This window comes from Maricaulis sp. D1M11, assembly GCF_047308265.1.
GTDB lineage: Bacteria > Pseudomonadota > Alphaproteobacteria > Caulobacterales > Maricaulaceae > Maricaulis.
In genome coordinates this window covers 224,824-244,728 of sequence record NZ_JBKQWY010000002.1, presented here as the reverse complement: position 1 = coordinate 244,728, position 19,905 = coordinate 224,824, and the positions used below count along the sequence as shown (strand labels likewise).

Sequence of the window (19,905 nt, the reverse complement as noted above, 5' to 3'; positions counted from 1 at the left end):
TCAGTGCTGTGGATTGAGATTCATGATCCGCACGCCGTCGGGTGCTGCGGGTTCTTCCGGCACAAAGAAGTCCGGCATGAGTTCCAGACCAGGCTCGACACTGTACTGGTCCAGATCGGTAATGCCTTCAGAGACCAAGAAGCTGTCATCAATCAGGAAATTCCCGCTGAACTCGGCCGCCGGCTTGGTGATCACATGATAGGCCGTGTCCGCCAGGATCTCCGGTTTGCGGCATTGTTTGAACGCCGCCTCATCGGCCAGAACATTGGCAATGGCCGCCGTCGCCACGGCGGTGCGCGGCCAGATCGCATTCGCCGCGATCCGGCCCTTGAACTCTTCCGCCCACCCCAGAATGCACAGGCTCATCTGGTATTTCGCGCTGGTATAGGCGACGTGCGGACCGAACCACATCGGACGCATGTCCAGCGGCGGCGACAAGGCGAGAATGTGCGGGTTTTCGGATTTCTCCAACCAGGGCAGACATTTCTGTGTGACGAGAAAGGTCCCGCGCCCGTTGACCTGATGCATCAGGTCATAGCGTTTCATCGGCACATGCGGGGTCGGCATCGGGAAGATCGCCGACGCATTGTTGACCACCACATCAATACCGCCAAAACGCTCGGCGCCTGCTGCCACAGCCGCTTCGACTGAGGCCTCGTCACGAACATCACATTTGACGGCCAGAGCCTGTCCGCCCGCCGCTTCGACCTGGGCGGCCGCCGTGTGGATTGTGCCTTCCAGCTTGGGATGTTCCGTGTCGGATTTGGCCGCGATGATGATATTGGCGCCATCGCGGGCGCAGCGTTCGGCGATGGCAAGGCCAATACCGCGGCTGGCGCCCGTGATGAAGATTGTTTTGCCCTTCAGGCTCATGGTCGACTCCCCGTTTATGGTTTTGTGCGGGGAAGGCTAGACCGAAGCTAGAGCCCGCGCCAGACCCGACCGCGCGGACAATACAATCCATCTTCGCGGCGGCACGAGGCGAGCGTGAAAATCACCGTCTCCGCACGGCCGACAATATTCTCCAGCGGCACGAAGCCCGGCCCACCCGATGCCCGGCTGTCGCGAGAGGCATCACGGTTATCGCCCATCACAAACACCGCGCCGTCCTCAACCGTGACCGGACCAAAATTGTCCAGCGGATAGGTATCGGTGCGTTCATAGATGGAATAGGACCGCCCGCCCGGCAGGGTTTCCTCGTAGTGGGTCACCGAGACCAGCTGGTTGAAGGTGTGTTCGCGATAGCGGCGCAGATCCACGATCGTGCGTTCGACCGGCGTCCCGTTGAGATAGAGCAGACCGCCACGCACCTCGACCGTATCCCCCGGCAGGCCGATCACGCGTTTGATGAGATTGCGCGGACGTCCATCCGGCTGGTTCTCATCGCGCAGAACAACGACATCGCCACGTTTCGGCGAGCCCCAGGCAATGCGACCATCCCAATTATCCGGCAACAGATATCCCAGCCCCAGCGGAAGGGAATGTACGGAATAGCCATAGGCCCATTTCGACACCAGAACCCGATCGCGGACTTCCAGCGAGGGCTGCATGCTTTCGGACGGGATGTGAAAGGCGGCAAAGCCGACCGTCACCAAACCCAGCCACACCATAACCACACCGGCAAGAAAGCGGCCGATCTCAACGATTTCGCCGGCAGCGCGGCCTAAAACACCAGACATATTGGACATCATTTCAGTTTCACTGCGGTTCCATAGGCGAGGATTTCAGCGGCCCCGTCCATCACGGTGGATGTGGTCAGACGGAAGGTCACAACACCATCCGCGCCCAACTCCTCGGCATGACGAACCATGCGATCGAGCGCCTGCTCACGCGATTCCGCCAGAAGCTTCGTGTATTCCGGCACTTCACCGCCAACAATATTGCGAAGGCCGGCAATGAAATCGCGGCCGAAAAAGCGGGCACGCACGACATTGCCCCGGGCCACGCCCAGTTCTGTTTCGATTTCGCGACCGGCAATCGAATCAGCCATTGTTACAATCATGAGCCGGACCTCCCCCTGTCCGTCAGTGTGACTCTGCAGTCAGTGTGTCTCGTCAGTCAGTGTTCCGCGTCGGCCTGGCCTTGCGTCCAGGAGCGCACATACATCCACGCCAGTCCCAGAGCCGGAAGGGCCGACAGGCAAGCGACATAAATCGAGGCCGGAAAACCGGCGCGCCACACACCACTCATCGAGAGCACGAGTGCAAGCCCGTAGAGGGCCAGACCACCCAGGATCAGGGCGAGAGGTGCATAAGTGCGGATCATACCAACCTGCCGTTTCATTTCTGCGCCATGTTGGCCAAGCGTATGGGCGAAAACAAGGCCGAAACACCGCATCCAGAGCGGAATTGCGTGAGCCGTGACATTGAGACGCCATCGGGACGGGTTTCGGGACAATCCCACTAGGCAGATGGGCCTTCACGCATAGTGTCGGGACAGGCAAGGAGATGCACAATGAGCCAGACGATTTACGAACCATCCGAGGCGCTGCCGCGTGACCGAGATGACCGTGTCATCGGCATCATCAATTATGTCCTGCTCATCCTGGGAAATGTCACGGGCATCACCTCTATCATCGCAGTCATTCTGGCCTATGCCCGCCGGGAAGACGCAACCCACTGGATGACCTCCCACTATACCTACCAGATCCGCACCTTCTGGATCGCCCTGGTCGGCGTTGTGATCTGTGCCATCTTGACGGTCACCATCGTCGGAGCCCCCCTGGCGGGACTTCTGGGGCTCGCGCTTTGGGTCTGGGTGCTGGTTCGCAGCGCGGCAGGACTGGTCAAGCTGGCGCAAGGCGAGGCGGTTGCCGATCCTCACGGTTTCTGGATCTGACGCTCCTGCCACCGTATCAACTCTGGCCCCACCAGATCTGAGGCTGAATCAAAACGGGCCGGCAGGCCGGCCCGTTCGCTACAAATGAGAACCGAAAAGCGGTTACTCCGCGCCTATCCCCACGGCCGTGAACATGTCATGGCTCATCGTGATGTCATCCACCCGGGATGGCGAGAGCGTCAGCACAGCCTCGGCATAGACATTGGCCAGGGCGATCTGCGAAGCCGCGAAGGCCGGATCCCCGATGTTTTCCTTCTGACGACGACGCGCCGCAACAGCGGCCACACACAGCATCCAGCCCCCGATCACCTCACCCGCCAGCGTCTGGAACGGTGTCGCGCCGATCAGCTTGTCTTCCAGATCCGATTGCTGCAGCCAGCTGACGGCTTCTTTCAGGGAATCCAGACTGTCTTCAAGACGTTCAGCGAGAGGCGGCAGATCGGGGTGGGATGACGTGCCACATGCCTCGATGGTCTGTTCGATATCGTCATAGAGTTCTTCGAACGCCTTGCCGCCCGCCATCGACAGCTTGCGACCGACCAGATCAATCGCCTGGATACCATTGGTACCTTCATAGATCGGAGCGATCCGCGCATCGCGCAGATGCTGGGCCGCGCCGGTTTCCTCGATAAAGCCCATGCCCCCGTGGATCTGGATCCCTTCCGATGCCACGGCCACGCCGATATCCGTCGACCAGGCCTTGGCGATCGGGATCAGCATGTCTTCGCGGCGCTTGGCCGCCGCTTTCTCGTCCGGGTCATCGGAATGCTCGGCGAGGTCTGCAGCCACAGCACACGCCATGCAGATAGCCCGCGCCGCCATGATCTTCGCACGCATCATGACTAGGGACCGCTGGATATCGGGATGGTTGATAATGGCGTGCGGTCCCGGCCCGTCCATACCGACCGCGCGGCCCTGTGTGCGATCCTTCGCATAGGCCAGTGCCTGCTGGTAGGCGCGTTCGGCAATACCGACACCTTGAACACCCACATTCATACGGGCCGAATTCATCATCGTGAACATGCAGCGCATGCCGGCATTTTCCTCACCGATCAGCCACCCCGTGGCGTTGGCGTATTCCATGGTGCAGGTCGGTGAGCCGTGAATGCCCAGCTTGTGTTCCAGCCCAATCGCCTTGACGCTATTGCGGCTGCCATCTTCGAGGAATTTCGGCACAAGAAAGAGCGAGATCCCCTTGGTCCCGGCGGGGCTGTCCGGTGTACGGGCCAGCACCAGGTGAATGATATTGTCGGTACAGTCGTGCTCACCCCAGGTGATGTAGATCTTCTGTCCGGACACCGACCAGGAACCGTCACCATTGGGTTCAGCCCGCGACCGCAGGGCGCCGACATCGGAGCCCGCATGGGGTTCGGTCAGGTTCATCGTGGCGGTCCACTCACCCGACAGGAGTTTGGGCAGATACATCTCTTGCTGCTCGGTGGAGCCGTGTGCCAGCAGGGCTTCGATGGCTCCAAAGGTCAGCATCGGGCCCAGACCAAATGCCATGTTTGCCGACTGGATCATTTCCAGCACCGCTACGCCCAGCGCCTTGGGCAATCCCATACCGCCATGATCGACGGGGAATTGCAGCCCCTGCCACCCCCCTTCCACAAATGTGGCATAGGCCTCTTTGAAACCGTCCGGCGTGGTGACGACACCATCATCCAGCCGCGCGCCCTGGGTATCCCCCGTGCGATTGATCGGCGCGAGCACGTCATTGGTCAGCTTGGCGGCCTCATCGAGAATCGCCTGCGCCAGGTCTTCGGAGAATTCATCAAACGCACCGGTCGCCTTCAGACTGTCGACGGCGACGACTTCTTCCAGAACAAAGCGGATATCGTCCACGGGGGCGCGATAGGACATGTCATTCTCCTGCTTAGGGATGCGGTCTGGGACTGAAGATAACGCCACCGGCGGCAATGGCGAGATCGGAAATTATGTTTTTACGCCTGCATCGGGAAAGGTGACTTCCCAGCGCCTGCGCGCCAACGCATAGTCGTTTCATGAGATGGATTCAAGCTTTTGCCGTTTACGTAAGCGTAAGCCTGCTCGTTGCGTGTGCCACGCCGACGACAGACCCCGAACGCTTGCCCGCCGGGTCCTGGCAACTCGACCCGGCCCATGCCAGCGTGGTCTGGGAGGTCCAGCATTTTGGCCTGTCCTGGTATGTCGGACGCTTCGACACGGTGGACGCCAGCCTGGAGTTTGATCCGGCCCGCCCCGACGCCGCCCAGCTCACCGCGATCATCGATCCGCACTCGATATCAACCGGGGATACCGCATTCGACCGCGAACTGGCAGAGGACTGGTTCCGGGCCGATGCGCATCCGCAGATCCGTTTCGTGTCGCAGCGTATCGAGATCACCGGCGAGACCGAGGGCCGCGCCTATGGCACGCTCTACATGAAGGGCCAGGCCAGCGAGGCGGTGATGGACATCACGTTCAATGGCGGGCTGTTCAACCCTCTCGAAGGACGCAACGCCATGGGGTTCAGCGCCCGCATGGAGGTGGACCGCCGGTCGCATGGCATCGGATCCCTGCCCGAGACTATACTCGGACACACTGTTCGCATTCGCATCGAAGCGGAATTCCTCGAAGGGGGAGAGGCTGAATGACAATGAACCGACGCTACGACCTCGTCGCCATGGCGCTACACTGGCTGCTCGCCGTCTCGCTGATCGGCATGGTGTTTTACGGCTGGTATATGGAAGGCCTGCGCGAGGCGGCCCTGTCGGGCGGCGGCGTATCCTTTGCCGATGTCCAGGCCGCCTATAATGGTCACAAGACATTCGGCATGATCATCCTGTTGCTAAGCCTGGTGCGGCTGGGATGGCGCCTGACCCACACACCGCCTGCCCTGCCCGCGGGCATGAAAAACTGGGAACGCCGTGTGGCGTCGGCCACGCACTGGGCGTTCTACGCGCTGATGATCGGCATGCCGCTGGGCGGTTGGCTGGGCTCATCCGCATCGCCCTTCCCGAGCCTGATGTTCAATAATCCCGATCTTGTACTGCCCAAACTGCCCATCCCCCAGGATGAGGTGCTGGAAACAACCATTCTGAGCCTGCACGGCGCAGGCGGCTGGGCCATTCTCCTGCTCACGGCCCTGCATGCCGGAGCGGCGCTCAAACACCAATTCGTGGACCGGGACAATCTTCTGGCTCGCATGATCCCCTTCCTGAAGGACTGACCCCATGTTGCGTAAACTCTCTCTCGCCGTGCTGGTGACCCCGGCCCTTGCCCTGCCTGTTTTCGCCCAGGACTGGGTGGTAGATCAGGCCGCGTCCCAGGTCGGATTTGAAACCGAAGCCTTCGGACAAACCGTCGAGGGGCGTTTCCCTGATTTCTCCGCCGAGATCACGCTCGACCCGTCCGATCTGTCGGCCGCCCGTATCAATGCCATCGTCGACACGGCGACAGGATCGACCGGGGGCGGAGACATCGAACAGAATATGCTTTCCAGCGACGGACTTGCGCCTGAAACCTATCCGCATGCCCGGTTTGTATCCGAGGACATCCGGGCCACCGACGCGGGATACGAGGCCCATGGCGAACTGACCATCAAGGACGTGACCCGTCCCTTCATTCTGCCTTTCACGCTGGAAATCGAGAATGGTCGCGCGATTGCCGAGGCCGAAGCCGAACTGGCCCGTGCGGACTATAACGTCGCCTCGTCCAGCTGGGGGGATGTCGCCGCCACACTCACCCTCCACCTGCATATCGAAGCGGATGCGGCGGCCGACTAGGCTTGCCCGACCCTCAAGAGGGGCGTAACTCAACGGCATGACTGCGCCCCTCCTGCCCGCCGACCAAGCCCATGCCCTCGACCGGGCCGCGGACATTATCCGTGCCGGCGGGCTTGTGGGCATGCCCACCGAGACCGTTTACGGGCTTGCTGCCGATGCTGGCCAGGGAGACGCCGTGGCCCGGCTTTATGCCGCCAAGGGACGCCCGCGTTTCAACCCCCTGATTTCCCATGTCACAGACATCGCGATGGCCGAGCGTCTCGCGCATATTCCCCCGCTCGCGCGGCGGTTGATGGAAGAATTCTGGCCCGGCCCGATGACGCTGGTCCTGCCCCGGCGTGACACGGCTCCTGTCAGCGAACTGGCAACGGCCGGTCTCGACACCCTGGCCCTGCGCGCGCCCCGTCATCCCGCGGCCCGAGCGCTCATCGCGCGCCTCGACCGCCCCCTGGTGGCCCCCAGCGCCAATCCGTCCGGCGGGGTCAGCCCGACAACAGCCCAACATGTGCTCGACGGCCTGGGAACGAAGATCGACCTGGTGCTCGATGGCGGCCCTTGCCCGGTTGGCCTCGAATCCACCGTTATCGCCGTCGGCACCTCAACCGAGACTGATCAGGCCACACTTCTGCGCCCGGGCGGGCTGGACCGGAATGTCATAGAGGCTGTCACCGGGCCTCTTGCACGGGCTGGCGACGGCCATGCCCCTGCCAGTCCCGGCATGCTCAAAAGCCATTACGCGCCCAACGCTCCGGTACGTCTCAATGCCCGCACCGTCAAACCGGATGAGGTCTGGTTGGGGTTTGGCGATATTGCCGGTGATCTCAACCTGTCGGCGCGCGGCGATCTGGCCGAGGCGGCAAGCCATCTTTTTGCATATCTGCGCAAACTTGACGCGGACGGGGCCCGGCGCATTGCTGTTGCTCCCATTCCGCCAACCGGATTGGGGGAAGCGATCAATGATCGACTTCGCCGTGCCGCCGCGCCAAAAGACGCAAGCGAGCTGGATATCGATCCCGCCTGACCTTCAACGCCCCAGACCGAGACGCCGCCATGACTGATACGCCCACCCTCTCCCAGACCGCCCTGACCGATACGGTGCGCGACGCCCTCAAAACGGCGCTGGGCCCGAAAGGCTGGTCGGAAGATGCAAGCGAGCTGGCCCCGCATGTCGAGGACTGGCGCGGTCGTTACCAGGGATCGACACCGATCCTGCTCAAGCCCGGCTCTACCGAGGAGGTTGCCGCTGCCGTGAAGATCTGCGCGGAGGCCAGCATCGCGATCACGCCCCAGGGCGGCAATACCAGCCTGTGCGGTGCCGCGACCCCGCAAGGCGAAGTGCTGATCTCATTGAAGCGCATGACCCGGATTCGCGAGATGGATGTGGACAATGATTCCATGACTGTCGAGGCAGGCTGCGTGCTGGAAACCCTGCAGGGCGTCGCCGCTGACGCCGACCGGCTGTTTCCGCTTTCCCTGGGCTCGCAAGGCTCTGCCATGATCGGAGGTCTCATCTCCACCAATGCCGGCGGAGTGCAGGTCTTGCGTTATGGCATGACACGCGATCTGGTTCTGGGTCTGGAAGCCGTGCTGCCGGACGGCTCGATCTGGAGTGGTCTGACGGGCCTGCGCAAAGACAATACCGGCTATGATCTCAAGCAATTGCTGATCGGCGCCGAGGGAACGCTAGGCATCATTACCGCAGCCACGCTGAAACTCTTCCCCCGCCCGGCCCGCACCGAGCTGGCCTTTATCGGCCTGGACAGTGTCGAGGACGCCGTGACTTTCCTGGGTCTGGCCAAACGCCTGTCCGGCAATGCGGTCACGGCCTTTGAGATCCTGCCGCGTATCGCGCTGGAACGCGTCCTGGAACACGTGCCGGGCACGCGTGACCCGCTGGAAAGCCCGCAAGCCTGGTATGTGGTCTGCGAGATGAGCTTCGGCCGGGCAGAGGGGGCACGCGAAACGCTGGAAGACGCGCTGGGCGAGGGTTTTGAACAGGATCTGATCAAGGATGGGGCGATCGCGGAAAACGACACCCAGGCCAAGGATTTCTGGCGCATTCGTGAGAGCATTGCGGAAGCGGAACGCGCCTATGGCCGATCCGTCAAGCATGACGTCTCGATCCCCGTCTCGCGCATGGCCGAATTCATCGCGCTGGGCAGTCAGCGGGTCACCGACGCCTTCCCGGAGGCTGTGGTGTTTTGCTTCGGCCATGTCGGCGACGGGAATGTGCATTTCAATTTTGCCTCTCCGAGCCCGGGTGAGGCCGAGGCCTTCATGGCCAAGGCCAAAGAGATTTCCGCCATCGTCTACAACACCGTTGCCGAGTTTGACGGATCCATCTCGGCGGAACACGGCATTGGCATTCTCAAACGTGAGGAACTCGCCCGCCTCAAACCGGTCGATGTGGCGGTCATGCGCGCAATCAAGACAGCGCTCGACCCCAAGGGCATCATGAATCCCCGTGTTCTGTTGACCCAGGCCTGAGCGACCCGCGTCATCGGATCCCTCTATTTCCGGCATTGAGCAAATCATGCCGGCTCACCGTGCGCGCGACTGGAAAGCCTTTTGGCGTGAGCCTATCTTTCCCGGTGAACAAGGAGATTCGCGATGCTGGTTTTGCTCTCGCCCGCCAAGAACATGAATTTTGATCCGGTAGACCGGGATCTGCCCGTCACCACGCCGGCACTGATCGAGCATACCCGCATCCTTTCCAAGACCACGCGCGGCCTGTCGGTGGCCAAGATCAAGGCGATGATGGGCATCTCCGATGATCTGGCCCAGCTCAATCACGCGCGTTTCCAGGCCTTTAACGCCGATCAGCCCGGAGAAAAACCGGCCGCCTTTGCCTTCAATGGCGAGGTCTATCGCGGTCTTGAAGCTGAAACCCTCTCGGATGACGCTCTGAGCTATGCCCAGGATCATCTGCGTCTCCTGTCTGGATTTTACGGCCTGCTGCGGCCGCTCGACGCGATCCAGCCTTATCGCCTGGAAATGGGCCGCAAGCTGCACACGCGGCGCGGTGAGAGCCTGTATGACTTTTGGGGCGACCTTATCGCCAAGGAAATCAACGCCCTGGAAGCCGAGTGTGAGACGCCCTTCGTGCTGAACCTGGCATCTAACGAGTATTTCAAATCCGTTCCCAAGAAGGCCCTGAAGGCCCCCGTCTTCACGGCCACCTTCAAGGAAGAAAAGGACGGACAGCTGCGCGCGCTCATGGTCTATGCCAAAAAGGCCCGCGGCATGATGGCGCGCTGGGCCATCGAGAACCGGGTGACCGATCCGGCCGACCTCAAACAATTCGATCTGGGTGGATATCGCTTCGAGACAGACGGTTCGAAGCCGGACAATCTCCTCTTCACCCGTCCTCAGCCCGTCGCAGCAGGCAAAAAAGCCGCATAACCTCCACCTGACTTGCGCTTGACCTGCCCCGCACGCTCGCTTTAGGTGTGCCAAACGCAAACTTGAAGGGGTATTCATGTCGGGAATTCGCACGGATCTGAGCGGCCAGGTGGCCATTGTCACGGGTTCCACGTCCGGCATTGGCGCCGCGATGGCGGATGCCCTGGCTGAAAACGGCGCCCACATTGTCCTCAACGGGCTGGGCGATGCGCAGGAGATCGAAACCCTGCGCGCCAGCCTCGCCGAAAAACATGGCGTCGAAGTGCGCTATCACGGCGCCAACATGCTCAAGCCGGACGAGATCAGCGACCTGGTCACCTCTACCGAAGAAGCCTTCGGTCGGCTCGACATCCTGATGAATAATGCGGGCATCCAGCATGTCGCGCCGGTGGATGAATTTCCCGAAGACAAGTGGGACGCCATTCTCGGTATCAATCTCACCTCGGTCTTCCATGCGGCCAAAGCTGCCGTCCCGATCATGAAGCGCCAGGGCAAGGGTCGTATTGTCAACCTCGCCTCTGCGCACGGGCTGGTCGCCTCGCCGTTCAAATCGGCCTATGTCGCGGCCAAGCATGGCGTGATGGGATTCACCAAATCCCTGGCCCTGGAAGTGGCGGAACAGGGCATCACCTGTAATGCGATCTGTCCGGGCTATGTGAAGACCCCGCTGGTGGAAAACCAGATCGGTGATACGGCCCGCGCGCGCGGGATCAGCGAGGAAGAGGTTGTGCGCGATGTCCTTCTGGCTGCGCAGCCGACCAAGCAATTCGTGACTTATGAACAGCTTGCCGGAGCGCTGCTCTATCTTGTCTCGGATGCAGGCGCCAATATGAATGGCTCCTGGATCAGTGTGGATGGCGGCTGGACCGCCAAATAGGCGGACCTATGACCGATACCCCCTTGGCCCGGCTCGACTATGTCGAGCTTCAGGTGGACGATCTCGAACGCGGCAAGGCTTTTTACCAAAAGGCCTTCGGCTGGACGTTCGAGGATTACGGACCCGATTATGCGGCCTTCACCAATGCCGGGCTGGATGGCGGTCTCGCGCGTGTCGACGGCCCCAAGGCCACCAACGCGCTGATCGTGCTCAAATCCGATGATCTGGAGGCCCTTGAACAGAGTGTCAGTGATGCGGGCGGCCAGGTCGGCGAGAAGCTGAACTTCCCGGGCGGGCGGCGGTTTCATTTCACGGACCCGGCCGGCAATGAACTCGCCATCTGGTCTGACATTGGCGAATATGATGTCGACTGAGCGCCCTGTTGCCGCGGTCGGCGTGGTCGTCGTGCGCGATGACGAGATCCTGCTGATCCGCCGGGGCAAACCGCCCTATGTCGGCGAGTGGTCGATACCAGGCGGCAAGATCGAGCATGGCGAAACCGCCCAGGAAGCCGCCATTCGCGAACTGGCCGAGGAAACCGGCGTCTCTGCACGGATTATCGGCCTGGTCGATGTCGTTGACAGTATCGGTGCGCGTGAACCGGGCGCTCCCGGCGACTGGCATTACCTGCTGGTCGACTATGCCGCTGTGTGGACCGCAGGGGATCCCTATCCTGATGATGATGTGAATGCGGCCGCCTTCTTCCCGCTCGACGAGGCCATTCGGCTTACCGGATGGGACAAGACGCGTGATGTCATCGGCCGCGCACATGAACTCACCCGTAACTTGTCTGGCCTGAAAACCCTGCCATGATGCTCGCCATGCGCGCCGGGGTTTGCACATCACTCATCGCCGCCCTGGTCTTGCTGGCACCGGGCACGATGTCTCATGCCCAGCCATCAAACACCCTGCAGCCCGGACCGAAAACGCAGGACAGTCCGGCTCTTTCCCAACGCGACAACACCGCCACGGACACACCCACTGATACACGCCGGGTTTTGCCCTATCTCGCCTACACACTGGGTGAGCTCCACTATCTCTCCTATGCCTGTGACGGTCTGGATGCCCAGGAATGGCGCGAGCAGATGGTGCAATTGCTGGAGATGGAAGCGGACGGCAATCCGGATCTGCGCCGTCGCCTGATCGAGCGTTTCAATGATGGCTATCGCGTTCAACAACGCTATCGCCCGCTGTGCGGCCCCGAGGTCGACGCGGAAAGGCGGGCACTCGCGCATCGTGGACGGGATCTGTCGGAAATGATGCGGACCGCATATTTCGACTGAACCTTTTCGCGGCGCCGCGCCACTTGCCACGTGTCTGTTCGCGCAGAGCATCCGTTCACTCGCGCAATGCGTATCGTTAGGGCCGGGCAAGTTTGCAAAAACAGGACAGGGACGACCCAGGGTCATAATCCCGTTCTCAACCTGTGTGGGAACCGGTAAAAGGCCAGTGGGTTGTCCAGTGTAGGGGAAATGCATGTCAGACCGTCGTGAACAGTTACACTCCTTGAGTATCGATCGAAGCGAAGAGACGTCGGGCGGTGGAATAGGCCTTGTCGGTGTGGCGGTGATTGCCCTCCTGGCGGCCGGAGCCGGCGCCGGCGCAAGCTGGTGGTTCTTCGGTCAGGACACCGCACCGGCCGCGCCCGCCCCGACACCTGTCGCAGCGGTTGATACTCCGGCTCCGGCGCAAACCACACCCGCACCGACCCCCGCTGAAACCATCACCCGAGCCCCGCGCGCCGGTGGTCTCGTCGCCTCGGGTTATGTCGTTGCCCGGCGCCAGGCCACTGTCTCCGCCGAGATCACCGGACGGATCCGTGAAGTCCTGGTGGAAGAAGGCACGGTTGTGGAAGCCGGCCAGGTCGTTGCCCGTCTGGATGACACCCGCGCCCGGCTGCAGCTGGACCTGTTGCGCGCGCAGTTTACCGCCAGCCAGGCCAGTATTGTGTCTCTGGAAGCCCAGCTGGCCGAAGCCCGCCGGGTCCTCGCGCGGGCTGAAACCCTGGTGGAACGCAATTTCACCTCCGAGGCCACGCTGACGGCCTCCCAGTCCCAGGTCGATAGCCTGACCGGCCAGCTGGCTGCCGCCCGCGCCAATCTTGCTGCCTCACGGGTTTCAATCGCCAGCCAGGAAGATCTGGTGGACCGCCATGTCGTGCGGGCTCCCTTTTCCGGCGTGGTGATCGCGAAGAATGCCCAGGTCGGTGAAATCCTGTCCCCGGCCTCCGCGGGCGGGGGTTTCACCCGGACCGGTGTCGCCACGCTGGTGGATATGGACTCGCTGGAAATCGAAGTGGATGTGAATGAAGGTCAGATCGGCCGCATCTCCGCTGGCCAGGCGGTGGAAGCGCGCCTGGATGCCTATCCTGACTGGCGCATCCGCGCGGAGGTCGCCGCGATTATTCCAACAGCTGACCGCAGCCGGGCCACAATCCGAGTTCGCGTCGCCTTTCTGGAACGCGATGAACGCATTCTGCCGGACATGGCCTCGCGCGTGACATTTGTCGAGTAAGACTATCCGTTGCGCACTTTAATATTTAAAGTGCGTTCAACCCGGCCTGCCGGGATCATCATGGGGACGGCCCGTTTCGGCGGGTCAATCGAGGGTATCCGCCTGGCGGTATGGGAGCCAATCGGGTGGAGGATGTGAGGAGATCACTATGAGCGAAACACCGCTTTACACACTGACCGACCTGTCCAAACGCTATACGCGGGGCAAGGAAACGATCACGATTTTCGAAGAACTCAACATGACGATCGCCCAAGGGGACTTCATCTCCATTATGGGACCGTCCGGATCGGGTAAGACCACGCTGCTCAACCTGCTCGGCGGGATCGACAAACCCTCGGGTGGTGCCGTGGATTGTGAAGGCGTTCGGGTCGACCAGTTGTCCCAGGGCAAGCTGGCCCAGTGGCGGGCCTCGCATGTCGGTTTCATCTTCCAGTTCTATAATCTGATGCCCACCCTTACGGCGGCGCAGAATGTGGAACTCCCGCTCCTGCTCACCAAGCTGTCAGGCCGTGAACGCAAACAGCGGGTCCAGACCGCCCTGGAAATCGTCGGTATTGCCGATCGTCGCGGTCACCGTCCGCGCCAACTCTCGGGCGGTCAGCAACAGCGTGTCGCAATTGCCCGCGCCATTGTCGCCGACCCGAAAGTCCTGCTGTGTGACGAGCCCACCGGTGACCTCGACCGCACATCGGCCGACGAAATCCTGGAAACCCTGCAGCTTCTCAATCGCGAGCTGAACAAGACCATCATCATGGTCACGCACGACCCGGCCGCCGCCGAGTATGCCGCGCGCCAGCTGCGTCTGGACAAGGGTCGCTTCGTGGAAAGCCAGGCGGAGATGGCCTGATGAATGATCTCACGCTCATCCGGAAGAATGTCTTCCGAAAGAAGTTGAGAGCCATTCTTCTCACCTTCTCCATCCTGATCGCGTTTTTCATCTATGGCGGCCTGGGCGCCTTTTATGCCGTGTGGAATTCCGGATCAGAGCTGGCAGCCGAAAACCGTCTGGTGACGGTGAACCGGATCAATTTCACCGTCTCGATGCCTATCGCCTACTACAACCGGGTCCAGGCCTTGGAGGGGGTGGAAAGCGCCAGTCACGCCAACTGGTTCGGGGGATATTATCAAGACCCGACCCAACAGGTTCAAACCTTTGCGGTCGAGCCCGCCTCCTGGCTGGAGGTCTATCCGGAACTCGTCTTCCCGCCGGGTCAGGCCGAGGCCTTCATCAACACTCGCACCTGTGTAGCGATTGGTGAAGACCTGGCGGGTCTTTACGGCTGGTCGGTGGGCGACCGGATCCCGCTTCTCTCGAATATCTGGCAAAAAACGGACGGCACCTCATCGTGGGAACTGGACATCTGCGCCATTTTTGACGGTGAAACGGACGAGTACCCGGCCAACTACGCCATGTTCCACTATGATTACTATAACGAAGCGCTGGCGTTTAATCGGGATCAGATTGGTTGGATGGTGATCAATACCGTCTCCGCCGAGCAGAACCAGATCGTCATCGACACGATTGATGGACTGTTTGCCAACTCGCCCGCAGAGACCGAAACCTCCACCGAGGCCGCCTTCTCTGAGGCCTTTGCCAATCAGTTCGGCAATATCGCGCTCATTCTGCTGTCCGTTGTCGGGTCCTCCTTTGTGACCATCCTGATCATTGTCGGCTTCACTCTGGTCACTGCGATCAATGAACGCACCAGCGAAATCGCGGTGATGAAAACCCTGGGCTTTCCGGCTCCGCGGATTTTCAGGATGGTTCTGGCTGAATCCATCCTGCTCGCGCTGATCGGGGGACTGTTGGGGCTTGGGCTGGCCTATGGCGTGGTCAGCGCCCTGGCCGCTGCTGTCTCAGCCTTCCTTCCCGGACTGAGCCTGCCTCTGGACGTCTTCCTGACTGGGGTCGGACTGGCGGTTCTGCTGGGATTGCTGACAGGCCTCATCCCGGCCATCAACGCACAGCGTGTGGACATCGTGTCCGCGCTCGGCAAGCAGTAGGAGACGCGTCATGTTGAAACAAATCGGCGCCGTCACAATGATCAATCTGCGGTCCATTCCGCAACGCGCTGGCCTGAGCCTGGCCACGATAATTTCCATCGCCCTGGTGACGGGTGTTCTTCTGGGCTTTCTCGCCATGTCGAACGGCTTTCGCCAAACGCTCTCGGGAACGGGTTCCGAGAATGTCGCGGTGATCCTGCGGGCGGGGTCCCAGGCCGAACTCAATTCCGGTCTCAGCCGGGACCAGGTTCGCCTGATCGAGGAAGCACCTGGCGTTGCGCGCAATGCCGAGGATCAGCCTCTTGTCTCGGGCGAGCTGTATGTCATCGTCGATGGTATCAAGCGTGCGTCCCAGACCGAGGCCAACCTGCCCCTGCGCGGGGTCGGCGAACAGGCCGTGGCACTGCGCGATGGCCTGACACTGGTCGAGGGACGGATGTTTGAACCGGGCACCAATGAACTGGTCGTGGGTGAGGCTATCATTCGCGAATTTCAGGGCTTCGACCTCGGTGAAACCATCCGACTGGGATCCAATGAATGGGTTGTTGTGGGTATTTTCTCGACCGGCGGAAGCGTTTTTGAAAGTGAAATCTGGGCGGACCTCGCCGTCATCCAGAACCTCTACAATCGAGGCACCGGAGTTCAGTCTATCCGGGTTCAGCTCACCACGCCGACAGCGATCGACGCGCTGCGGGAGTATGCCGAGAACGACCCACAGCTCAATCTGGACATCGAGCCCGAGATCGAGTTCTACGCCAATCAGGCGGGCGGTACCGCAGTTCTGATTGAGTTCATCGGCTGGCCCCTCTCCATCATCATGGCGATTGGTGCCCTCGCAGGGGCCTGGAACACCATGTATTCCTCCGTCGACAACCGGATGAGAGAGATTGCAACGCTCCGGGCCATCGGTTTTTCCGGCTTCGCCGCTGCCATAGGGACGATGGTGGAATCCATCATCCTGTCGGCGCTGGGCGGGCTCCTCGGTGCGCTGATGGTCTATCTGGTGTTCAATGGAGTTTCGGCCTCGACCCTGGGCTCCGGTTTTACCCAGGTTGTCTTCTCGTTCGCCGTCACGGGTGACTCCATTATCACCGGCATGGTCCTGGCGATGATCATCGGCTTCTTTGGGGGTCTGGTTCCGGCAATCCGCTCGGCCTACGTCCCATTGCTGGCGGTTCACCGCAGCTAGTCATCGGTCAAAACACGCCCTCATACGGCACACAAGAAAGGGCGCGGCCAGCTGGCTGCGCCCTTTTCCATTCCACGTCGCGTCTCTTGAGATCATCGCTGGGGTCCGGGGAAGGTTGAGAATGACCTCCCCTCAGCCGGCGTGGTGTGGCCCCTGCCGAACCGTCCGATCCCTAGCCGTAATAATCATCCTCGGCCTCGCGCAGTTTTTCCGCATCCTTGTGCGGCGCGAAAATCTCCATTTTCACATGGCGGCGACGATTGGTTGAGATCACAAAGAATCGTTTCTCGGGATAGTCGATCTTGCATTCCAGCATGGCCGAGGTGATGAGATCGACGTTCTTGAGGTCATCATCGGACATGCCAAACGAGTGCGGTAAATCGCGGCCGTATTTTTCCAGCCCCATTTCGACGCATTTGCGAATGGCAATACGCTTCAGCCCGGCCGTCGTCATATGCGCACCCAGCTCCTCGCGCACCTGCGGATTGGAGACCGGCTGGATAGCGAGATAGTCCGGCTCTTCAGGAATATGCCCGGCCTCGACCAGCAAACGGATACCGGCCATGATGGTTTCGCGGCTGTGCTGACGAGCCGTGATGATCGCCACCGGACGGCGCTTGAGCACGGCATATTTAAAGATCGACCAGGATGGCCCCCGCCAGTTGGCCGTATCCAGCGCCCGGCGAATATCCCGCAGGAAATACTCCTCGCCATGACGATCCTGGCCATCGGCAAATTCTCGATAGGCCTTGGCGGGCGGATCCGCCCAGTCTTCCCACAGCCCCGGCACACCGAGATAGGATTTGATATCCTCATACTCATGCTGACGCATGGCACGTTCTTCGCCGGTGACCGTGTTCAGCAAGTGAATCCGGGTCGGCAAATGGAGAATATTTTCGTCGATATCGAAGAAGTAAAAGCTCTGGCGGTCCATCTGCCTTATCCCGTTGAGGCTCTCAAAACCCGCACATAGCCAAGCTTTACGCCTGCGGCAAGGCCTCGAGGAAGCGAACCGGCTCGCCCAGGCCTTCACCCACCAGGGCGCCATCGCGCATCACCGAACGACCGCGCACAATCGTGCCCACAGGCCAGCCCTTGACCGTGCGTCCGGCAAACGGGGTCCAGCCACATTTCGATGCCGACCACTCATCCGTGATCTCCACCTCGGCCTTCATGTCAACAAGGGTGAAATCGGCATCCCAGCCCTCGGCCATACGCCCCTTGTTCGCAATCCCGAAGATCCGCTGCGCACCGGCGGATGTCAGATCGACAAACCGTTCAATGGTCAAACGCCCTGCATTGACATGGTCCAGCATGATCGGGACCAAGGTCTGCACACCCGGCATGCCAGACGGGCTTTGCGGATAGGGTTTCGCCTTTTCTTCCAGGGTATGCGGCGCATGGTCGGAGCCGATCACGTCCACAATGCCCTGTTCGAGCCCCCGCCACAGACCGGCCCGGTGATGCGCATCGCGCACGGGCGGGTTCATCTGAGCGCGTCCCTTGATCTGCTCGTAAATACCCGGCGCTTCCAGCGTCAGGTGCTGGGGTGTGGCTTCCACACTGGCGATATCCCGGTTGGCCGCCAGGATATCCATTTCCTCAGCCGTCGAGATATGCAGGACGTGGATGCGTTTGCCCGTCTTGCGCGCCAGTCGGATCAGTCGCTTGGTGCTCATGATCGCCGCTTCAGCGTCACGCACAACAGGGTGGCTGGTCCAGTCTCCGTCCACGGCCAGACCACGACGGTCGGCCAGCCGGTATTCGTCTTCGGAGTGGAAGGCCGCCCGGCGATTGATGGCATTCAGGACCCGCTCTACGCCTTCATCATCCTGGACCAGGAGCGAGCCTGTTGACGCGCCCATGAAAACCTTCACACCGCAGCAGCCCAACATGCGTTCCATCTCGGCCAGCACGCCGGAGTTTTCATTGGTCGCACCGGCATAGAAGGCATGATCGCAATGCATGCGATTTTTGGCCCGGGCCAGCTTGTCGGTCATCATATCCGGCGAGGTGGTGGTCGGCTCGGTATTGGGCATTTCAAAAACAGCGGTCACACCGCCCATCACAGCGGCCAAGGATCCTGATTGCAGATCCTCTTTCCACTCCATGCCCGGCTCGCGGAAATGCACCTGGCTGTCGATCACGCCAGGCAGAACCATCAGCCCCGTACAATCAATGATCTCACCGGCATCGGCCTGCGACAGATCTCCGATCCGGGCGATCTTGCCGTTTGTCACACCGATATCGGCCTTGCCCCGACCGTCATGATTGACGATCTCGCCGCCCTTGAGGATCAGATCATAACTCATGTGGTGCGCTCCGTGCGTTTGTAGAGCCGCGTGGCGGCGTCGATAACTGCATCAATTTCAAGATCCTGCAGCAGGCTGTCCGGATGAAGCTTGCGATCGGGATAGGCCGCATCGATCTGGGAAAACGGGGTTGGTCCGCGCACAATAGCCGTATGCTCGCCAAAAGGCCCGTATTTCCGCTCATCCGAAGGACCAAACAGACCCAGTGTCGGCGTGTTCACGGCCGCGGCCATATGCATCAGTCCGCTATCATTACCGATAAACAGACGCGCGCGCGCCAGACAGGCCGCGACGTCCGGCAAGGCCAGCTCCCCGGTCAGGTCAATGATTTGTTTGTCCGGCAGCGCCTCATGCACTGGGCGAGCCGCCGCCTTATCGCCGGGTCCTCCGAAGATCGCGATCTGCGCCCCGGCCATGACCCCGTCAGGACCGGTCAGCTCGTCCAGCAGCGCGCCGAAGCGATCCCCGGGCCAGGTCTTGTAGGGCATGGAGGCAGACGGGCACACCGCCAGCACGTCGCGCCCTATCGGGAAAAGTGCTGTCGCACGCGCCTGCGCGTCTTCACTCAGATAGAGATGGGGATGAGGCGCCGGATCAAGTGGGATCACGCTCGCGGCTTCATACACCTTGTTCATCGGCTGCGTGGCCCGCGCCAGAATATGCCGGTGTCGGGCCCACAGCGCCCAGGCCGTGCCCGAACAGCGCATATCAATCACCCGGTCCCATCGCCGCGTGACCGTACGCCGCCACAGGTTCAGCCAGTGCCCGCCCATCGGCTGTTTATTCATCACGATGATGTCATCAAGGCGCGGCACCGCTTCGAACAGCGGCGCAGCCAGATGCCCGCAGGCAATCGTGAAACGGGCCTGGGGATGCGTGTCCACATAATGAGCCAGCACACCGGAGTTAATCACAGCGTCGCCGATACGGGTGGAGGTGATGAAAAGAATGCGTTCCATGATAGCGTCGGACTTAACCCGCACCGGGCACTCTTGGCCAGACGCGATGACAATGCCATATGCG

The 19,905-nt window shown here is 61.1% G+C and carries 23 protein-coding genes; 15 read left to right on the top strand and 8 right to left on the bottom strand.

The window, feature by feature from the left end; genetic code table 11:
- From RMQ97_RS05355 to RMQ97_RS05340, 4 genes are all read right to left on the bottom strand, one after another.
- Positions 1–873: an SDR family oxidoreductase gene (locus tag RMQ97_RS05355; protein ID WP_413659825.1), complete on the bottom strand. Its 873-nt coding sequence runs from the start codon at positions 871–873 to the stop codon at positions 1–3.
- A 47-nt stretch (positions 874–920) separates the two neighbouring features.
- Positions 921–1,688, bottom strand: coding sequence for a signal peptidase I (gene lepB, locus RMQ97_RS05350; protein ID WP_413659824.1), 768 nt, complete (start codon positions 1,686–1,688; stop codon positions 921–923).
- Positions 1,688–1,990 (bottom strand): YbjQ family protein, encoded by a 303-nt coding sequence (locus RMQ97_RS05345; protein WP_413659823.1) that lies wholly within the window; start codon positions 1,988–1,990, stop codon positions 1,688–1,690. Before RMQ97_RS05345 ends, lepB begins: the two co-directional genes overlap by 1 nt.
- Positions 1,991–2,058: 68 nt before the next feature.
- Positions 2,059–2,265, bottom strand: coding sequence for a hypothetical protein (locus RMQ97_RS05340; RefSeq protein ID WP_413659822.1), 207 nt, complete (start codon positions 2,263–2,265; stop codon positions 2,059–2,061).
- Positions 2,266–2,454: 189 nt separating this feature from the next.
- On the opposite strand from RMQ97_RS05340, the gene RMQ97_RS05335 reads away from it, so the two are divergent.
- A complete protein-coding gene (locus tag RMQ97_RS05335) occupies positions 2,455–2,838 on the top strand; it encodes a DUF4870 family protein (RefSeq protein WP_413659821.1) in 384 nt (127 codons plus the stop codon).
- A gap of 102 nt (positions 2,839–2,940) precedes the next feature.
- On the opposite strand, the gene RMQ97_RS05330 is transcribed toward RMQ97_RS05335, so the two are convergent.
- Positions 2,941–4,701, bottom strand: coding sequence for an acyl-CoA dehydrogenase (locus RMQ97_RS05330; protein WP_413659820.1), 1,761 nt, complete (start codon positions 4,699–4,701; stop codon positions 2,941–2,943).
- Positions 4,702–4,841: 140 nt separating this feature from the next.
- On the opposite strand from RMQ97_RS05330, the gene RMQ97_RS05325 reads away from it, so the two are divergent.
- The 14 genes from RMQ97_RS05325 (at position 4,842) to RMQ97_RS05260 (ending at position 16,570) form a co-directional block, all read left to right on the top strand.
- Positions 4,842–5,453 carry a YceI family protein gene (locus tag RMQ97_RS05325; protein WP_413659819.1) on the top strand — a complete coding sequence of 204 codons (612 nt, stop codon included), beginning with the start codon at positions 4,842–4,844 and terminating at the stop codon, positions 5,451–5,453.
- Positions 5,450–6,028 carry a cytochrome b gene (locus tag RMQ97_RS05320; protein ID WP_413659818.1) on the top strand — a complete coding sequence of 193 codons (579 nt, stop codon included), beginning with the start codon at positions 5,450–5,452 and terminating at the stop codon, positions 6,026–6,028. Before RMQ97_RS05325 ends, RMQ97_RS05320 begins: the two co-directional genes overlap by 4 nt.
- A 4-nt stretch (positions 6,029–6,032) precedes the next feature.
- The gene (locus RMQ97_RS05315) at positions 6,033–6,584 is read left to right on the top strand and encodes a YceI family protein (protein WP_413659817.1); all 552 of its coding nucleotides are present in this window, start codon (positions 6,033–6,035) and stop codon (positions 6,582–6,584) included.
- Between the two features lie 37 nt (positions 6,585–6,621).
- Positions 6,622–7,605 carry an L-threonylcarbamoyladenylate synthase gene (locus RMQ97_RS05310; protein WP_413659816.1) on the top strand — a complete coding sequence of 328 codons (984 nt, stop codon included), beginning with the start codon at positions 6,622–6,624 and terminating at the stop codon, positions 7,603–7,605.
- Between the two features lie 29 nt (positions 7,606–7,634).
- Complete coding sequence (locus RMQ97_RS05305) at positions 7,635–9,071, top strand: FAD-binding oxidoreductase (protein WP_413659815.1); 1,437 nt, start codon at positions 7,635–7,637, stop codon at positions 9,069–9,071.
- A 123-nt stretch (positions 9,072–9,194) separates the two neighbouring features.
- Positions 9,195–9,986 (top strand): peroxide stress protein YaaA, encoded by a 792-nt coding sequence (gene yaaA / locus RMQ97_RS05300; protein ID WP_413659814.1) that lies wholly within the window; start codon positions 9,195–9,197, stop codon positions 9,984–9,986.
- A gap of 76 nt (positions 9,987–10,062) precedes the next feature.
- Positions 10,063–10,863 (top strand): 3-hydroxybutyrate dehydrogenase, encoded by an 801-nt coding sequence (locus tag RMQ97_RS05295; RefSeq protein WP_413659813.1) that lies wholly within the window; start codon positions 10,063–10,065, stop codon positions 10,861–10,863.
- A gap of 8 nt (positions 10,864–10,871) precedes the next feature.
- Positions 10,872–11,237, top strand: coding sequence for a VOC family protein (locus RMQ97_RS05290; protein ID WP_413659812.1), 366 nt, complete (start codon positions 10,872–10,874; stop codon positions 11,235–11,237).
- A complete protein-coding gene (locus tag RMQ97_RS05285) occupies positions 11,227–11,676 on the top strand; it encodes an NUDIX hydrolase (protein ID WP_413659811.1) in 450 nt (149 codons plus the stop codon). The genes RMQ97_RS05290 and RMQ97_RS05285 overlap by 11 nt, the downstream gene beginning before the upstream one ends.
- Positions 11,673–12,146 (top strand): TIGR02301 family protein, encoded by a 474-nt coding sequence (locus tag RMQ97_RS05280; RefSeq protein ID WP_413659810.1) that lies wholly within the window; start codon positions 11,673–11,675, stop codon positions 12,144–12,146. The genes RMQ97_RS05285 and RMQ97_RS05280 overlap by 4 nt, the downstream gene beginning before the upstream one ends.
- A 193-nt stretch (positions 12,147–12,339) precedes the next feature.
- Positions 12,340–13,377: an efflux RND transporter periplasmic adaptor subunit gene (locus RMQ97_RS05275; RefSeq protein WP_413659809.1), complete on the top strand. Its 1,038-nt coding sequence runs from the start codon at positions 12,340–12,342 to the stop codon at positions 13,375–13,377.
- 148 nt (positions 13,378–13,525) lie between these two features.
- Positions 13,526–14,224 (top strand): ABC transporter ATP-binding protein, encoded by a 699-nt coding sequence (locus tag RMQ97_RS05270; protein ID WP_413659808.1) that lies wholly within the window; start codon positions 13,526–13,528, stop codon positions 14,222–14,224.
- On the top strand, positions 14,224–15,381 hold the full coding sequence (locus RMQ97_RS05265) for an ABC transporter permease (RefSeq protein ID WP_413659807.1): 1,158 nt from the start codon (positions 14,224–14,226) through the stop codon (positions 15,379–15,381). The genes RMQ97_RS05270 and RMQ97_RS05265 overlap by 1 nt, the downstream gene beginning before the upstream one ends.
- Before the next feature lie 10 nt (positions 15,382–15,391).
- Entirely contained in the window at positions 15,392–16,570 is a 1,179-nt protein-coding gene (locus RMQ97_RS05260) for an ABC transporter permease (RefSeq protein ID WP_413659806.1), read from the top strand.
- A gap of 172 nt (positions 16,571–16,742) precedes the next feature.
- Here RMQ97_RS05260 and RMQ97_RS05255 read toward each other — a convergent pair whose 3' ends face one another.
- From RMQ97_RS05255 to RMQ97_RS05245, 3 genes are read right to left on the bottom strand one after another with little or no spacing between them, the layout of a single operon-like run.
- The gene (locus RMQ97_RS05255; protein WP_413659805.1) at positions 16,743–17,504 is read right to left on the bottom strand and encodes a hypothetical protein; all 762 of its coding nucleotides are present in this window, start codon (positions 17,502–17,504) and stop codon (positions 16,743–16,745) included.
- A gap of 46 nt (positions 17,505–17,550) precedes the next feature.
- Positions 17,551–18,882, bottom strand: a complete 1,332-nt coding sequence (locus tag RMQ97_RS05250; protein WP_413659804.1) for a dihydroorotase — start codon at positions 18,880–18,882, stop codon at positions 17,551–17,553.
- Positions 18,879–19,841: a glycosyltransferase family 9 protein gene (locus tag RMQ97_RS05245; protein ID WP_413659803.1), complete on the bottom strand. Its 963-nt coding sequence runs from the start codon at positions 19,839–19,841 to the stop codon at positions 18,879–18,881. Before RMQ97_RS05245 ends, RMQ97_RS05250 begins: the two co-directional genes overlap by 4 nt.
- Between the last annotated feature and the right edge of the window lie 64 nt (positions 19,842–19,905).

Bases quoted from the DNA above. Each gene is read 5' to 3' on its own strand.
- RMQ97_RS05285 (WP_413659811.1), top strand. From the start codon at position 11,227: ATGTCGACTGAGCGCCCTGTTGCCGCGGTCGGCGTGGTCGTCGTGCGC.
- RMQ97_RS05275 (WP_413659809.1), top strand. From the start codon at position 12,340: ATGTCAGACCGTCGTGAACAGTTACACTCCTTGAGTATCGATCGAAGC.
- RMQ97_RS05265 (WP_413659807.1), top strand. From the start codon at position 14,224: ATGAATGATCTCACGCTCATCCGGAAGAATGTCTTCCGAAAGAAGTTG.
- lepB (WP_413659824.1), bottom strand. From the start codon at position 1,688: ATGTCCAATATGTCTGGTGTTTTAGGCCGCGCTGCCGGCGAAATCGTT.
- RMQ97_RS05255 (WP_413659805.1), bottom strand. From the start codon at position 17,504: ATGGACCGCCAGAGCTTTTACTTCTTCGATATCGACGAAAATATTCTC.
- RMQ97_RS05260 (WP_413659806.1), top strand. From the start codon at position 15,392: ATGTTGAAACAAATCGGCGCCGTCACAATGATCAATCTGCGGTCCATT.
- RMQ97_RS05345 (WP_413659823.1), bottom strand. From the start codon at position 1,990: ATGGCTGATTCGATTGCCGGTCGCGAAATCGAAACAGAACTGGGCGTG.
- RMQ97_RS05320 (WP_413659818.1), top strand. From the start codon at position 5,450: ATGACAATGAACCGACGCTACGACCTCGTCGCCATGGCGCTACACTGG.
- RMQ97_RS05335 (WP_413659821.1), top strand. From the start codon at position 2,455: ATGAGCCAGACGATTTACGAACCATCCGAGGCGCTGCCGCGTGACCGA.
- RMQ97_RS05340 (WP_413659822.1), bottom strand. From the start codon at position 2,265: ATGATCCGCACTTATGCACCTCTCGCCCTGATCCTGGGTGGTCTGGCC.
- yaaA (WP_413659814.1), top strand. From the start codon at position 9,195: ATGCTGGTTTTGCTCTCGCCCGCCAAGAACATGAATTTTGATCCGGTA.
- RMQ97_RS05295 (WP_413659813.1), top strand. From the start codon at position 10,063: ATGTCGGGAATTCGCACGGATCTGAGCGGCCAGGTGGCCATTGTCACG.
- RMQ97_RS05290 (WP_413659812.1), top strand. From the start codon at position 10,872: ATGACCGATACCCCCTTGGCCCGGCTCGACTATGTCGAGCTTCAGGTG.
- RMQ97_RS05355 (WP_413659825.1), bottom strand. From the start codon at position 873: ATGAGCCTGAAGGGCAAAACAATCTTCATCACGGGCGCCAGCCGCGGT.
- RMQ97_RS05310 (WP_413659816.1), top strand. From the start codon at position 6,622: ATGACTGCGCCCCTCCTGCCCGCCGACCAAGCCCATGCCCTCGACCGG.
- RMQ97_RS05250 (WP_413659804.1), bottom strand. From the start codon at position 18,882: ATGAGTTATGATCTGATCCTCAAGGGCGGCGAGATCGTCAATCATGAC.
- RMQ97_RS05245 (WP_413659803.1), bottom strand. From the start codon at position 19,841: ATGGAACGCATTCTTTTCATCACCTCCACCCGTATCGGCGACGCTGTG.
- RMQ97_RS05315 (WP_413659817.1), top strand. From the start codon at position 6,033: ATGTTGCGTAAACTCTCTCTCGCCGTGCTGGTGACCCCGGCCCTTGCC.
- RMQ97_RS05330 (WP_413659820.1), bottom strand. From the start codon at position 4,701: ATGTCCTATCGCGCCCCCGTGGACGATATCCGCTTTGTTCTGGAAGAA.
- RMQ97_RS05270 (WP_413659808.1), top strand. From the start codon at position 13,526: ATGAGCGAAACACCGCTTTACACACTGACCGACCTGTCCAAACGCTAT.
- RMQ97_RS05305 (WP_413659815.1), top strand. From the start codon at position 7,635: ATGACTGATACGCCCACCCTCTCCCAGACCGCCCTGACCGATACGGTG.
- RMQ97_RS05280 (WP_413659810.1), top strand. From the start codon at position 11,673: ATGATGCTCGCCATGCGCGCCGGGGTTTGCACATCACTCATCGCCGCC.
- RMQ97_RS05325 (WP_413659819.1), top strand. From the start codon at position 4,842: ATGAGATGGATTCAAGCTTTTGCCGTTTACGTAAGCGTAAGCCTGCTC.